Origin of the sequence: Microbacterium endophyticum (genome assembly GCF_011047135.1) — a bacterium.
Lineage (GTDB): Bacteria > Actinomycetota > Actinomycetes > Actinomycetales > Microbacteriaceae > Microbacterium > Microbacterium endophyticum.
In genome coordinates this window covers 527,419-541,054 of sequence record NZ_CP049255.1, presented here as the reverse complement: position 1 = coordinate 541,054, position 13,636 = coordinate 527,419, and the positions used below count along the sequence as shown (strand labels likewise).

The following is a 13,636-nucleotide window of genomic DNA, read 5'->3' as shown; positions in this document are numbered from 1 at the left end:
GGGGGTGCGATAGAACAGCCTAAACTCCGCGGGGCGGGAAAGGGCTCGCTCTCGTAACAATGCAATCCGAGAGTTAGAGATCGGTGAGCAACTCCGCAAGTTTACGGGGGATCTGCTCTTGCACATTGTGAGATGACGTTACGTGTTCAACGCGCGTGGTTGGTGCGTGCGAGACAAACTCTTCGACGTCATCGTCGGTGAGGTAGCCGTTGTCCGCGTGCACCAGTGTTATCGGCGCCGAAACCCGTTCGAGGTCTAGCCACGTATCGGGTCGGAGAGCTGTCGTCATCGCGTTCTCACCATCACCGGGTACGCCGGTGCTCGCCGCCGTTGCGGCAGCCATGAGATGAGCGATGTGGTGCTTCCACTCCACCCGGCCGTCTTCGCGCACCCGAGAATTGAGGAAGACCCCGCGGGCTGTTGCATCTCGCGATCCACCCAGACCAAATGCCATCGCGCGATCGACGAGTTCCTCCCGGGAAGCCCAGTCCGTCGGTCCCGCATAAAACTCGAGGAGCTCTCGAGGTGCGCCGGTGGGCTTCACCCCGGGAGTGATGTCGACAATGACGAGCGCCCGAACCAGCTCGGGGTGCGATCCGGCCACCGTCATGGCTGTCAGTCCGCCAAGCGAGTGACCGACAAGCAGCTGTGGCTCTTCGGTCCATGCGCTCATTGCGGTAATAACATCTGGCGCGAGTATCGAACCGATGTATGCGGCATCTTCGCGCCATGATGAGTCGCCGTGGCCGGGAAGATCTATCGCGAGCGCCGGCAGGCCCGCGGCGAGGATCGTGGCATCCCACGTGTGGGCGTTCAGCCCGGCGCCGTGCAGGAACGTCACAGCGGGTGGCGCATCTCCGTAGCGCAGCGCGCTGAGAGTGCGTCCGTCGTCAAGAGTGAGGCTGAGACGCTCAGCGCGTGGGAGCGGGCTGTTCAGAGCGAGATCGCGCTGTTGTGCGGCAAGAAAAGAGAATTCATCGAACGCTTCGTCGGTCACGTTGCTCCTTTGCGGAAGTGGGCAATCTCGTATCCCCATTCGCTAGGGTAATTGCGTGACCGAAGAACAACGAGTTCACCTGTCGCGGTCGGCTCCAGCGGCATATAAAGCTCTTGATGCGTTTTCTCGCGAAGTGGGCCGCGTTGCTAGCGACGGCGGTATTGATGATCGCCTGAAAGAGATCGTCCAGATCCACGTTTCGCAGCTGAACGGATGCGCTTTCTGTGTGCGCGTTCATGTGGATCGCGCGACGCATGCGGGTTTGTCTGCTGACACGATCGCGCAGATTGCGACATGGCGAGAGTCGGGTGTCTTCTCATCGCGTGAGCGGGCGGCGCTCGAACTTGCAGAGGCATTCACATTTATCCATCGCGGTGGAATCCCCGACGACGTTTACGATCAGGCCGGTGGAATTCTCACCGAAAGCGAGTACGTCGCACTCAGTTGGATCCTCGTGGCCATCAACGCGTTCAATCGTGTGGCAATCGCAGGTCGCTACCCGGTGCCGCCTCGGGCGGACGAGGCGTGAACACCGAATCTCTCGTTGCGGGTGCGCTGAACTTTCGTGACGTGGGCGGGCTCCCGGCATCCACTGGTCTCACCCGTAGGGGAGTCCTCTTCCGTTCTGGCAATCTCGCCTCTCTCGGCGCTCGAGGACTAGATGCTTTTCGAGCGCTCGGTATTCGGCGAATCATCGACCTACGCGACGATGACGAAGTGCAGCGCGAACCCTCACCCTTTGTCGATTCGGACATCGCGACACAGCGGGAGCCGCTCTTCCTAGGATCTGTCGCTTCGTTCTTCGCTGACGACATCTCTCTTGATGAGTTGTATGAGCGGCTTGCGAATGACTCGGCGAAGCGCGTCGTGCACGCCGTCCGCGGGATCACATCGGGCCAGCCGGTGCTCGTACATTGCACGGTGGGAAAAGACCGCACTGGCGTGACCGTTGCGCTCGCGCTCGCCGCCGCGGGCGTTGAGCGCGAAGCCGTTGTCGCTGACTATGCGCGGACGGAGTCACTCCTTCCCGAACAACGCAATCGACGCGTCGTCAGTGCTCTGCGGGCAGCGCACCCGCATGCACGACACCTCGAGGATCTCGCTACACGTTCGCCCGCCCCGGTAATGCGACGCTTTCTCGCCCAGATCGACGAAACCTACGGTTCTGCAGCCGGTTACCTCGAAGCGCACGGAATGTCTCACGAAGAGATCGCACTCTTGCAGAGAATTCTCATCGACGAAGGTTAGGCAACCCTTCATTTGGGCGCTATAGTTTGACTGTCATGTCAAACAGCGCCGAGCACAACTCCACCGTGTGCCGTACCTCCAAGCACACGCGCGTGCAGCATCTCATCACCGCCGACGAAACATCTTTGGGTGAACTCGAAGCCCTCCTCGCGGTACTTCCGATGTGCTCAACCGGGCGGGTCTTCATCGAGGTGCCCGATGGCTCATTCGTCTCGACGATCGTTGCACCCGCGCGTATGACGGTGACGTGGCTCGATCGCTCCCGTCGCACGGGCGCTGTGGGTTCGGGCGCCGCGTGCAGTCCTGGTGCCGCGCTGGTCCGAGCTGTCACAGCATGGTCAGATGAAATGATCTGCGACGACGACGACCACACTCGTGTTTTTCTTTTGGGCGGCTTCCTCGGAACTGCTGACATCGTCGATCACCTCACAGAGGCGCGTGGAGTGCTGCCAAGCGGTATCCACACGCCGGAACGTTTCGGGCTCGCGACAGCGTCCTGAGCGTCACTCCGTGCCGCGCGGCACGTAGTTCCCGTCCTCTAATCCCGCTTCGATTTCAAAGCGGTTCTGCAGTGGATCGCGTCCAGAGATCGCCGAAAGCAGGGGCATGAGGAACCCGTAGCGTTGCCACTGTGCGACGTGGATGGCCTCGTGGCGCAGCACTCGAGCTGTCACGTACGCGCTGCCGGTGAGATAACAGTGGCCGATACAGACCCCGCCCCGAGGGAATGCCCAGCGTGGAAGGCCACGAAATACCCACAGTTCTCCGCGCTTTTCGACCTTTCCGGTGCTCCAGATAGTTCCCCACGCCCATCCGAGCGCGCAGGCATACCAATAACCCAGACGGCTGAACGCCGAATCGAGCAGGATGCCGGGAATGAAGGCGTCGATCAGCTGCCCCTTCGCGACAGCGCGTTGTGCACGCTCCTGCCAGCCGTGTGGTGGCACAGCGATCGGGCTCACGCGAGCGCCCCGATGACCCTGAGGATGACGCTGAGGTCGTCTTCGGCGGCGATTCGCGATGCGGGCGCGAACTCAGTGATTGATGCGCCAATCAGGGGTAGCTCACTTCGAGCTGCGCGGATCGTTGCTACGAGGTCTTCGGGAGTCGCGCCGAAAGGAACGGGGCGAGACAGCCCGGAAATCGCGGCGGAGTCGAGCACATCGAGATCGACGTGGATATACAGCCTGGATGCGCCACTTCGGCGAAGGATCGACGCCGCTTTGTCGAGTTCATCGACGCCAAGGATGCGAATATCCAAATCGCGTACGACGGCGAGCTCGGCAACGTCGAAGTCACGGGCGCCGGCGATGACGACATGGTCCGGCGTAATGACAGGCGGCGTCGCGGCAAGGCCGGGCGCACCCTCGCCGAGTACGCAGCGGAGCGTCATCTCATGGAGCGCCGAGGTTGGCGATGTCGCTGGGGAATGAAGAGCTGGGTGTGCACCCAACCACAGCACGGCCGTCTCGGTGTCCGCGAGAGACTCGAGAGCACCGAGCGACACACTGCTGTCGCCGCCGACGACGACTACCTGATTGTTCTCTGCCACCGCCTGCGCTACGAGATCGTGAACCCGCTCGAGAGTGGAGTATCGGCGCACTCCCGTGCCCTGTTCTTCGCCAGCCTCGGTGGGAACGTCGATCAGGGTGCACGCGGCGCGCGGCAAATCGCCGTTGATGGCCAGGGCGCCGTCGGCAAGCTGCATTGCGCGTGCCGACGACGATCCCTGCCACTGGGGTACGACGATGAAGTGTGCCATGCGCCGTTCCTTTCTGGTGGGCTATGCCCGGTATTACTGCTCGATCTGGCCGGTTGCTGGTGAGCTCGACTTGAGCGCCGCGAGACGTGCTTCGACCTCGGTGAGCTCGCCGAGGTCTTCGAGGCTTTCGAACTGGGCGTCGAGGCTGGAAGCCGCGAGCTCTGCCTTGCCCTGCGCGAGTGCTTCTTGCCGGCGAATCTTGTCTTCGAATCGGCCGAGTTCGCTCGTCGGGTCCATGACATCGACTGACTTGATCGCGTCGTGCACCTTGTTCTGCGCTTCGGCGACCTTTGCGCGCGCGAGAAGTTCGCTCCGTTTGGTTTTCAGCTGCTCGAGCTTCTGCTTCATGCCGCTCAGGCCATCTTTGAGCTTGTCGACGACCTCGGTCTGTGCCGCGATCTGCGGTGCAGCCGCTTTGGCCTGTCCTTCTTCGGAGATCTGACGCTGGAGCGCGATTTTCGCAAGGTTGTCGAACTTGTCTGCATCGGCAACGCTGCCGGCTCCCCGCAACTGATCTGCTTTGCGGCTCGCAGCGAGGGCTTTGTTGCCCCACTCTGCAGCCGACTGCGTGTCTTCCTGGTGGTCGCGTTCGAGCAGTCGCAGGTTGCCGATTGTCTCAGCGATCGCTGACTCAGCATCCGCGATGTTGTTGGTGTAGTCGCGCACCAACTGGTCGAGCATTTTCTGCGGGTCTTCCGCGGAGTCGATCATCGCGTTAACGTTTGCGCGCATCAGAGTCGAGATTCGGCCGAAGATGGACTGCTTTGCCATGGGATTACCTTCCTATCAATGAGTACTGCGAAATGGATGCCGGTAGCCACCGGCGCGTGTAGTGAAGTATTAGAACCGGCCGCCTCCACGGCGGCCGCGGCCGCCGAACCCACCGCCCCCGAATCCGCCGCGTCTGCCACCGCCGAGCATCGAATTGACGACGATTCCGCCGAGCATCGCACCGAAGAGAGCGTTAGATCCGCCACCTTGCCCGCCGAATCCGCCGACGTCGTTTTGTGCCAGCTCGATGGCCTGTGTCGCGAGCTGGTAGGAACGCTGCGCCAACGGAAGCGCCTGTTCGGGGTCTTGCGCACGCACGCTCTGTGCCTGAGCGAGCGCGCTCGCCGCCTCTGAGAGCCGAGTGCGCGCCGTCGCTCCCACCGCGCCCCGGCGAGCCGTGATGTAGTCCCGTGCCGCAGAAATTTGGGCACCCGCCTGCATCAGAACCTGATCAGTGTGACGTTCCGCGCGTTCAACGCGCTCGGCCTTGTCGCGGATGTCATTCAGCACGGCATCGAGCTGCTCATTCGCGTTCTCGAGTAACTGCAGAGTCAGGATCGGGCGTGGCGGTGTCGTGGTGCGTGCGGTTTCGAGACCGTGTCGGGCGCCCGCGATGGCGCCGGCGATGCGACCGTCAGCGTCGGTGACCGCTTCGGCTGTCGCAATGTCTTGCTCGAGCTCGGCGACGAGGGCGGGCACGCGGCTTTGTGCGGCCGCGAGGTCTGCTCCGAGGGTGCCGATGGCTTCTTCGAGCTGGTTCGCTTGACCGACAGCGCTTTCGGCGGCTCGAATGTGGAGAGCGGCGCTGGCGCTTTCGCCCTTGTTCAGCGCCATGTGTGCCGCATCGAGTTCGGCGTCTGCGAAACTGAGGCGCTCCCGGGCCTGAGAGACATTGTCGGCGACTGTCGCTAAAGCTGCCGGCGCGTACAGCACAGAGAGTTCGGTGAGCTTCGTTTGGGCTCCCTCGAGTGCGGCGGCCGCTTGGGCACTGCCCTCTCGCGCACCCGCGAGCGCTGGTGCAGCGTTCTGCTCGAGTTTTCTCAGGTCATCGAATGCCGAAACTTTTGCATCAAGCTCCGCCTGTGCCGCGGTGCACAAGGCAATGATTTCGCTGTTCCACGAGCGAACGGTTTCGGCGGTGTCGGGTATCTCGTCGTCGAGTTGCTGTTTGAGTGTGAATGCTCGATCAAGGCCTTCTTTTGCGGCGGCGAGAGTAGCCACGAACGGGGCTGTCGCCTCGTCGCCGAACTGGGCCCGTGCAAAACCGAGCTCTTGCTCACTCGTTCGAAGTGCATCGTCTGTCTCGACGAGAGCGGATGCCGCCCGCCGGGCGAGTTCTTTCGGGTCGAGCTGTTCCGGCTTCCCTCCGCTCGCCGCACGCTTTCGCCGTGACCGCAGCACGATCGCAATGAGGAGCGCCGCTATCGCGAGGATGACGACGATGAGTATGACGACGAAGACGGGAGAGCTGCCGGTATCCGCCTGGGAAGTACCAGTGTTCGAACCCGTGCCATCAGAAACCGTGCCTCCGGAGGCCGCAGTCTCGAAGGCATCGGCCGCATCATCGATCGCGCCGGCGATGTCGTCGGCACGTAGCGCCGGTGTGACGGCGGACTCGATGTCGGCGATCTGTTCAAAATCGATCGGACCGGACGAATCTGCGGAGATGTAGAACTGACGAGAGTCCATCGCGATTGCGAAGAGGTATTGCGAAACCCCGAGACCGTTGTCGCTTGCGACGGCGTTGGCCCAGTCTTCGCTTGACGAGGGATTCGTGAACTCGTCGACGATCGCGACGTAGACGTCGATGCCGGTGTCGGTAGACAACTGAGCGAGTCGGTCTTCAGCGGCAGCGATCTGACCGGCTTCGATCGCGCCAGCATCGTCGGTGATGTACCCAGAGTCGAGGGTGATGGGGTCGGTCGCCCATGCTGTGGCCGCGCCACCGAGCATGGCGAGTGTGAGTGCGGCGGTGAGAGCCGCAGTCATTCGCGTTCGCATGGAGCCTCCTGTGACGCGCAGTGTGATCTGAGTCTACGCAGCGCTCCCTATGAGTGACCATGTGGGCGGGTCGGCGAAACACAGCGGTACCCGCGGGTTACGCTGACGGCCCGGAGGAGAACGCGATGAATGATCGATACGGCAGTGATGTGTTGGCTAGCGGCTGGCGCGAGCGAGCTGCAAAACCGCTCCCGAGGGTTGCCGTCGAACGTGATTTGGTCGTGGAGGTCGCGGCGGACGGGTTCTGTGGCGCCGTCATGAGCTGTGCCAAAGGACTCGTCGAACTCGAAGACCGAAAGGGGTCGCGACGGCTCTTTCCGCTTGGGCCCGGGTTCTTGATCGACGGTGCCGCGGTGGTGCTGGTGGCCCCAGCGCCAAAAGCACCCGAGGGTCGTGGGCGGACGGCATCCGGTTCTTTTGCCCCGGCTGATCAACGCGCGAGAGTGGCGCGACCGTCGCGGATTCTCGTCGAGGGACGCCACGATGCTGAGCTCGTCGAGAAAGTGTGGGGTGCGGACCTCCGCGCCGAGGGCGTCGTCGTCGAATATCTGCAGGGCATCGATTTGCTCGCGGACTTGCTGCGCGACGATCCGCCGTCGGCTACGCGGCGCTACGGCGTGCTCGTGGATCATCTCGTTCCACGCTCGAAAGAGTCGCGGATCGCAGCGGAAATTTCGGCATCACGCCATGGCGCGCACATCCGGATCGTCGGGCATCCCTTCGTCGATGTGTGGGAGTGCGTCACGCCACGTGCGATGGGGATATCGGCGTGGCCGCAGGTGCCACGAGACGTTGAGTGGAAGGTGGGGGTGTGTCGCGCGCTCGGTTGGCCAGCCGAGGACCAAGCCGACATTGCTCGCGCATGGCAGCGAATCCTCGGGTCTGTGCATTCTTTCCGCGATCTGGAGCCGACGCTTCTCGGCCGTGTCGAAGAGCTCATCGACTACGTGACCGTCGAGCCGTAGCGGTGCCGGTGCCGACGCTCGGTAGCCTGGACGAGTGAGTGACACCCCCGCAACTGGTTCGTTTCGCGACCGCCCCGTCTCGTTCGTGCGTCGAAGCGGGCGGATGTCGGATGCACAAGACCGCGCCTGGGCCGAGCTGTCGGATCGCTTTCTCTGGGATGTGCCTCGCGGTGAAGCGGAAACGAGCGTCGAGCCGGGCGCTGTTGCTGATCTGACCGCCGTGTATGGGCGCTCAGCGCCGCTGATCGTCGAAATCGGATCCGGTCAGGGGCACGCAATCATCCACGCTGCCTCATCGCGACCCGATGTGAATTTTCTGGCGATCGAAGTGTTTCGTGCGGGGCTAGCGCGCACCATGCTCGATGCGGACCGCGCGGGAGTGTCGAACCTGCGTCTCGCAGAAGCCAACGCCCCCGAGGTCTTGCAACACCTGTTGCCCGCGGCATCCGTCGACGAGATCTGGGTGTTCTTCCCCGATCCATGGCACAAGAAAAAGCACACCAAGCGACGCCTGATCGCACCCGAGTTCACCGATATCGCCCTTGGCGCGCTGCGCCCCGGGGGCAGGCTCCGCCTTGCGACGGACTGGGAAGACTACGCCAAGCAAATGCGCACGGTGCTCGATGCGGCACACGGGTTTGCTCGCGATTTCGATGGCGACTGGGCAGAACGGTTCGAGGGCCGAGTCCTCACCGCGTTCGAACGCAAAGGGTCGCGCGTCGGTCGTGACATCCGCGATCTCACATACGTCACCGACAGCGTCTGATGAGTAGCATTCAGCGGTGGCCCATGCGCCTCATTCCAGCGCTGCTGGTCTGCGCTGCGGCACCCGCTTTCTTTGTCTTGCGAGTGCCATGGCTGGGTTGGGTCTTGATCGCGCTGTCGCTCGCGGGTGCGTGGTGGGTTGATCGACGTGCAAAGACGACGGATGCCACGGGGCATCCGAGTCTGCTGCGTGACCTTTCGCTGATCGCGATCGGTCTTCTCATCGTGAGCGCGATTGATCTTGCCGCTGAACTCGACAACCTCGCGATGCTGAGATTTACTCTCGCGCTCGGAGGAGCGGTGGTAGTGCCGTACGCGGTGTCGCGTTTTATCTATCGTGACCGCGCCGTCGCGTTTCCGTGGCGTACCGGTCGCCGGTGGAATCGCTTTCAATGGGCCTGGCTCGCGGCGGTTTTGGTACTTGGTTGGCTCATCCTCCCCTTTTATTTCATCACTTCGGGCGTGTATCTCAACTGGCCGGTTGTGAACACCCCAGATCTCGTCGGGCGGCTGTTCGTTGGCGTGGGCGCTGTGGGAATCTGGGACGAACTCTTCTTCATCTGCACGGTTTTCGCCCTCTTGCTGCGTCACTTTCCCGCGGCGGTTGCGAACGCGCTGCAGGCGATCGTTTTCGTCGCGTTTCTCTGGGAGCTGGGCTATCGGGCGTGGGGGCCGGCTCTCACGATTCCCTTCGCACTGTTGCAGGGGTTCATCTTCTTGCGCACGCACTCGTTGGCGTACATCGTCGCCGTGCATCTGCTGTTCGACGCTGTCGTCTTTCTGGTGCTAGTACACGCCCATAATCCGGGACTTCTCGACCACTTTTTTCTCGTCTGAAGTGGCCGTGAAAGGTCGTGTGACTGCCTAGGCTGTACGAGTGCCGATCGTGACTGTCATCGTTCCCTGGCGGGAGTCTCCCTCACGCGTTCCCGCATTTGAAGCGCTGCAGCGCTGGTACGCCGAATATCTGCCCGAGTTTGATCTGCGCACCGTCGATGCCACCGACGGAATATTCAATCTCGCCGCGTGCCGGAACGTCGGTGTCGCTGCACTTTCGAGCGATGAGGTTGTCGTCATCAACGACGCCGACACGTTGCCCGAACCAGCCGCACTTCGCGAAGCCGTGGCGGCCGCAGCAACGAGCGGACTCGTGCACCTGCCCTACACCGAGTACCGGTGGTTGGGTGAGAGCGGTACCGCGCAGGTGATGGCCGGCCGCGAAGTGTCGGAATGCACCGTCGAACAGGTTGTTGAGACAGCCTGCTCGGGAGTCTACGTAACAACCCGCCGCACGTGGGACGCGCACGGTGGGCAAGACGAACGCTTCCGTGGTTGGGGCTTTGAAGACGCCGCCTGGTATCTCGCCCACGAAACGCTTTTGGGAGCTGCGCCTGTTCGCCACGCTGGTCGCGTGTATGCCTTGAGCCACGTCGCCGAAATTCGTGCCGGTACCCACTACGACGCGAACGCCTCGCTCATGGAGCGCTACCGCGACGCTGCCGGGGATCCGACCGCGATGGATCAGCTTGTTTCGGAGTGGGCCGAACGCAAAGTCGCGTAAGCGATCTGGGGCCCCGGGCTCTCGCGCTGGTCTGCCGCGATTGTCGCGAGTCGAGCGCGGGTCGTCACGGGAAAGTCGCGGACGCGCGCAAAACACGCCGCCAGCTCATCGACACTTGCGGAGTTCGGGTCGAGACTTTCTCCAAGACCCGTGCGTTCGATCGCGGCCGCTCCGGCGAACTGGTCTGTCGAAAACGGCAAGACAACGAGAGGAATACCCTGCCCTATTGCCTCGGTGACCGAGTTGTTTCCGCCGTGGGTCACCGCGAATGAGGCTGAGCCGAGCAACCGCACCTGAGGCAGATACTCCCGAACGAGCCACCCGTCGGGCATGGCACCGAGGGCCGACGGCGGTGTCGATCCGGTAGCGATTGCGGCCCGCATCCCGATCTTCTTCAGCGCCGCGCTGACACGAGCGAGTACATCGTCACGCACCGAGAGGAAGCTGCCGAAGCTGACGTACGCGAAGGGTTCGTCTGTCGAAGTCCAGGCGTCGACTTCGTCATCTGCTGGCTCTGTGCGTCGTGTGGAACCGAGGAATTCGTGCGGCGGAAGCTGGCGGCCGTCGCCGTCGGCGAGAGCGGCGGGGTAGTTATACAGAACGCGCGCACCATGCTCAGCGAAGGCATCCTTTGTCGGGGGAGTCGCAGGGTTGATGGCGAGTGCTGCGGTGTTCCACTCGGCGGTGAAGCTCGTCGATACCTGCTCGCACAGTGCGCGAAGCTCGGCGAGCTCTTCTGCGGTCGGCGTGAACGCGCGGGGCCAAAATGGTGCGCATCCATACACTTCCCCCGCGACCGGCAGCGCGGTGGGGTGTCCGAGCACGACGTCGCCGTACGCGATTCCCGCGGCCTGTAGCGCGACTCTTGCGCTGAACGCGAGGTGGTCGACGATGATCTCATCCGGCTGAAGCTGCGCCACCAGATCGAGTACACGTCGGCCGGTTTCGACCGGATGCCACATCAAGTCGGTGAGACGTTCGTGGGCCTGGTAGCGGAGAGTCGGGATCATGCCGCGTCGCGTGGCATCGAAAAACCCCTGCAGCGACGCAGATTCTTCGGCTTCCTGCTCGTCGGTGCGGACGATTCGGGCGTTGTTCCCTCGGCCGAGCGCGAGCTCGTGGTGCTCGAGGCCGAAGTCGTGCACAATCGGTGCGGTCGCGGGGCCCGTTGCCACCACGACGCGCTCACCGGAATCTCGCCATGCTGTGGCAAGAGTTGCGAGCGGTAGAAGGTGCGACGCGTAGTCGGGGCTGATGACGAGGAGCGTCACAGCACTCCTCGAGCTTCGCGAACGAGTTCTGCTTCGTCGGCGACGACATGGCGGTAGACCGGGCCGAGGGCTGAAGCCATGGCCTGAATGGTGAAGTTGTCACTGACCATGTCGTGCGCGGCATCCGCTCGTTCGGTACCAGGAAGTACAGCGAGGTCGAGGGCTGCGCCGACGGCCCGCTGGAGCATCTCGCGGTTCCAGGTTTCGGTCAAGATGCCGGTGCGTCCCTGCTCGACATAGGTCGCTGGGCCACCGCCGTCGGGGGCGACGACGGTGAGTCCGGTCGCCATGGCCTCCAGCAGTGCGATACCAAACTCTTCTTTCACACTCGCGCACACGTAGGCGCCGTTCGGGGCGGCAAACCCCGGCAGACCGAATCGTGCAGCAGCAAGCCAACGGGCCGCAATGTTGTTCGGCTGGTGACCCGCAAGGAGCAGTCCGTGGTTGACGCGATCTGTGGGCGGCACGACGGCATCGATGCGGTCGAGCTGTTCGCGCTCATCGAGGGATGGGGTTTCGAGATCGCCACCGATGATGACGAGGTTCGCCCGTTCTCGAAGGTCGCTCTGCGCCCACGTCTCGACGAGAGTTGCCATGCCCTTCACCCGGTGCAATCTGCCGAGACTCACGATGAGGGGCAGCGAACGGCGCGCAGCAGGTAGTCCCTGCAGGAGCTCGCGCAGTGCGATGAGGCTCGGTGTCGCCTCGGCGCCCTCGGCGTGGGCTCGCGCCTCGGCAACGGAATCCTCGGTGACGACCAGGTCGACGCCCTCCGCGACGATCGTGTGGCGTTCGGGGTGAGAGGTGATGTCGATGCCCACGAGTTGCTGCATATCGCGCTGCAGCTCGGGGCGGGGAAAGAGCACCGTGTGTGCTGCGTTCGACGAGAGTCGCTGCACGAGCCGGGTGCGGAACCAGAAATGTTCGCGGAGGTCAGTCTCGCCGAAGTCTATGCGAGTGAGATCCCCGGAGAGGTCGAGCGAACGGATAACGGCGTGCGGGTCGGGTGCGACCGTGAACACGACCGGAATGCCGAGTTCGCGCGCGACGTCTGCTGCAGCGAGGCTTCCGACATCCGCCATTCTCAGGTGCAGCAGATCGACGTGGCCAGCAGCACGCAGCACGCGACGGATGCCACGGCGAATCGTCACACGCAACGGCCATGCCGCAGCCGACGGCATCGGCTCGTCGGCAAGAGGGACACGCGCGTACATGTGGCCCGAGTCGCTCGCGCCGATATCGAGCAGGTCGCTCGTCGCCTGAGCGACGGGACCACGCGAAAGCGTGAGGACACGCTGCACGCCAACTGTTGAGTCGGTGACGAGAGCATCGCCCAAACGCACGAGCAGGGTCGCGATACCTCCGTTGTCGCCCGCACCTGCCGAAGCGAGCGTCGGGTCGATATCGGCGTGCAAGAACATTTGCGCCACCGTCATGGCGGTGCTGTCGCCGGTACTGTCGCGTGCACTGTGGTGTGGCGTTGGCTCGAGGTCGAGCAAGGCGATACGGGCCGCGGCTCCGATGCGATCGCCCTCGAGGAGGATCTCTTCAAGCGCTGGAACGAGCATTCCGCTTTGTGCTGTGCGCTGCCCGAGTGCCTCGATCGCCGCGCGACGGGCGGCGAGAGATTCGGATTTATCTTGTGCGATGAGAAGCAGGGGACGAGTGGCGACTTCACCACGCACGAGGCCGAGCGTCTCGATGAGTCGGGCTCGCGATGCCGGTGCAGTGATACCGAGCAGAGCGGCTTCAAGGCCCACCGAGAGCGCATCGCGGGCATCATTCGACCACACCTCGAGAGTGCGCTGCGCCAGCATGCCGCCGAACCCACCTTCAGCGACGGAAGCGATCAAGCGTCCCATCGCTTCGATGCGTGGCAATGATGAAGAAAGCGCCCAGGTTGCGTGCTCCCGGATGGTCGCTCGCGAATCAGAGAGCAGGGCGCACAGCATGCGAGCGGCTTGCTCGTCGTAAATCTCAGCGAGAGCGTGCACGGCCGCGATTGCTGCGACTTCGTCTGTGCCGCGGATCGCGGTATTCAGCACACGCAGCGTACGAACGCCCGGGTCGCGACCGGCTTCGAAGGCCAAGTCATCGGCAAGATGCATGGCATCGACAATGCTCGGTGTTTGAAGCACCGCGTCGAGAGCTGTTTGCACGCCCATCGGCATCCCCCTTTATTGCTGGCTCACAGTTCGCAAGTCGCTTTGAATCGTAACGCGCACAGGTAGCTGATTGGCGCGAAGTTTGGGGTGGTGAACGGGAGTACTTGCCCAGCTGGTGGCTGCGAGAAGC

General features: G+C 63.1%; 14 protein-coding genes. 7 read left to right on the top strand and 7 right to left on the bottom strand.

Annotation, left to right across the window (positions count from 1 at the left end; translation table 11 throughout):
* Positions 1-73 precede the first annotated feature (73 nt).
* Entirely contained in the window at positions 74-997 is a 924-nt protein-coding gene (locus G6N83_RS02615) for an alpha/beta fold hydrolase (protein ID WP_241246260.1), read from the bottom strand.
* 55 nt (positions 998-1,052) lie between these two features.
* Here G6N83_RS02615 and G6N83_RS02610 point away from each other — a divergent pair, with 55 nt between their 5' ends.
* From G6N83_RS02610 to G6N83_RS02600, 3 genes are read left to right on the top strand one after another with little or no spacing between them, the layout of a single operon-like run.
* Positions 1,053-1,526 carry a carboxymuconolactone decarboxylase family protein gene (locus G6N83_RS02610; protein ID WP_165139003.1) on the top strand — a complete coding sequence of 158 codons (474 nt, stop codon included), beginning with the start codon at positions 1,053-1,055 and terminating at the stop codon, positions 1,524-1,526.
* The gene (locus tag G6N83_RS02605; RefSeq protein ID WP_165139001.1) at positions 1,523-2,245 is read left to right on the top strand and encodes a tyrosine-protein phosphatase; all 723 of its coding nucleotides are present in this window, start codon (positions 1,523-1,525) and stop codon (positions 2,243-2,245) included. The genes G6N83_RS02610 and G6N83_RS02605 overlap by 4 nt, the downstream gene beginning before the upstream one ends.
* Positions 2,246-2,280: 35 nt before the next feature.
* Entirely contained in the window at positions 2,281-2,745 is a 465-nt protein-coding gene (locus G6N83_RS02600; RefSeq protein ID WP_165138999.1) for an SIP domain-containing protein, read from the top strand.
* A gap of 3 nt (positions 2,746-2,748) precedes the next feature.
* On the opposite strand, the gene G6N83_RS02595 is transcribed toward G6N83_RS02600, so the two are convergent.
* From G6N83_RS02595 to G6N83_RS02580, 4 genes are all read right to left on the bottom strand, one after another.
* Positions 2,749-3,207: a Fe-S oxidoreductase gene (locus G6N83_RS02595; RefSeq protein WP_165138997.1), complete on the bottom strand. Its 459-nt coding sequence runs from the start codon at positions 3,205-3,207 to the stop codon at positions 2,749-2,751.
* Complete coding sequence (locus G6N83_RS02590) at positions 3,204-4,007, bottom strand: arginase family protein (RefSeq protein ID WP_165138995.1); 804 nt, start codon at positions 4,005-4,007, stop codon at positions 3,204-3,206. The genes G6N83_RS02595 and G6N83_RS02590 overlap by 4 nt, the downstream gene beginning before the upstream one ends.
* A 33-nt stretch (positions 4,008-4,040) precedes the next feature.
* Positions 4,041-4,778: a PspA/IM30 family protein gene (locus G6N83_RS02585; RefSeq protein ID WP_165138993.1), complete on the bottom strand. Its 738-nt coding sequence runs from the start codon at positions 4,776-4,778 to the stop codon at positions 4,041-4,043.
* A gap of 69 nt (positions 4,779-4,847) precedes the next feature.
* Entirely contained in the window at positions 4,848-6,779 is a 1,932-nt protein-coding gene (locus G6N83_RS02580) for a TPM domain-containing protein (RefSeq protein ID WP_165138991.1), read from the bottom strand.
* A gap of 125 nt (positions 6,780-6,904) precedes the next feature.
* Between G6N83_RS02580 and G6N83_RS02575 the strand changes: the two genes are divergently transcribed.
* From G6N83_RS02575 to G6N83_RS02560, 4 genes are all read left to right on the top strand, one after another.
* Positions 6,905-7,744 (top strand): DUF3097 family protein, encoded by an 840-nt coding sequence (locus G6N83_RS02575; protein ID WP_165138989.1) that lies wholly within the window; start codon positions 6,905-6,907, stop codon positions 7,742-7,744.
* 103 nt (positions 7,745-7,847) lie between these two features.
* A complete protein-coding gene (gene trmB / locus G6N83_RS02570; RefSeq protein ID WP_165143057.1) occupies positions 7,848-8,510 on the top strand; it encodes a tRNA (guanosine(46)-N7)-methyltransferase TrmB in 663 nt (220 codons plus the stop codon).
* Positions 8,510-9,346, top strand: a complete 837-nt coding sequence (locus tag G6N83_RS02565; RefSeq protein WP_165138987.1) for a CPBP family glutamic-type intramembrane protease — start codon at positions 8,510-8,512, stop codon at positions 9,344-9,346. The genes trmB and G6N83_RS02565 overlap by 1 nt, the downstream gene beginning before the upstream one ends.
* Before the next feature lie 40 nt (positions 9,347-9,386).
* Positions 9,387-10,070, top strand: coding sequence for a glycosyltransferase family 2 protein (locus tag G6N83_RS02560; protein ID WP_165138985.1), 684 nt, complete (start codon positions 9,387-9,389; stop codon positions 10,068-10,070).
* Here the strand turns inward: G6N83_RS02560 and G6N83_RS02555 are convergent.
* Together G6N83_RS02555 and G6N83_RS02550 are read right to left on the bottom strand one after the other, a co-directional pair.
* Positions 10,031-11,341, bottom strand: a complete 1,311-nt coding sequence (locus tag G6N83_RS02555; protein ID WP_165138983.1) for a glycosyltransferase — start codon at positions 11,339-11,341, stop codon at positions 10,031-10,033. The two genes, G6N83_RS02560 and G6N83_RS02555, sit on opposite strands and share 40 nt — an antisense overlap.
* Positions 11,338-13,506, bottom strand: coding sequence for a glycosyltransferase (locus tag G6N83_RS02550; RefSeq protein ID WP_165138981.1), 2,169 nt, complete (start codon positions 13,504-13,506; stop codon positions 11,338-11,340). The genes G6N83_RS02555 and G6N83_RS02550 overlap by 4 nt, the downstream gene beginning before the upstream one ends.
* Positions 13,507-13,636: the final 130 nt, after the last annotated feature.

Excerpts from the sequence above, each read along its gene's own strand:
- G6N83_RS02575 (WP_165138989.1), top strand. The coding sequence starts at position 6,905 with ATGAATGATCGATACGGCAGTGATGTGTTGGCTAGCGGCTGGCGCGAG.
- G6N83_RS02565 (WP_165138987.1), top strand. The coding sequence starts at position 8,510 with ATGAGTAGCATTCAGCGGTGGCCCATGCGCCTCATTCCAGCGCTGCTG.
- trmB (WP_165143057.1), top strand. The coding sequence starts at position 7,848 with ATGTCGGATGCACAAGACCGCGCCTGGGCCGAGCTGTCGGATCGCTTT.
- G6N83_RS02580 (WP_165138991.1), bottom strand. The coding sequence starts at position 6,779 with ATGCGAACGCGAATGACTGCGGCTCTCACCGCCGCACTCACACTCGCC.
- G6N83_RS02550 (WP_165138981.1), bottom strand. The coding sequence starts at position 13,506 with ATGGGCGTGCAAACAGCTCTCGACGCGGTGCTTCAAACACCGAGCATT.
- G6N83_RS02600 (WP_165138999.1), top strand. The coding sequence starts at position 2,281 with ATGTCAAACAGCGCCGAGCACAACTCCACCGTGTGCCGTACCTCCAAG.
- G6N83_RS02585 (WP_165138993.1), bottom strand. The coding sequence starts at position 4,778 with ATGGCAAAGCAGTCCATCTTCGGCCGAATCTCGACTCTGATGCGCGCA.
- G6N83_RS02590 (WP_165138995.1), bottom strand. The coding sequence starts at position 4,007 with ATGGCACACTTCATCGTCGTACCCCAGTGGCAGGGATCGTCGTCGGCA.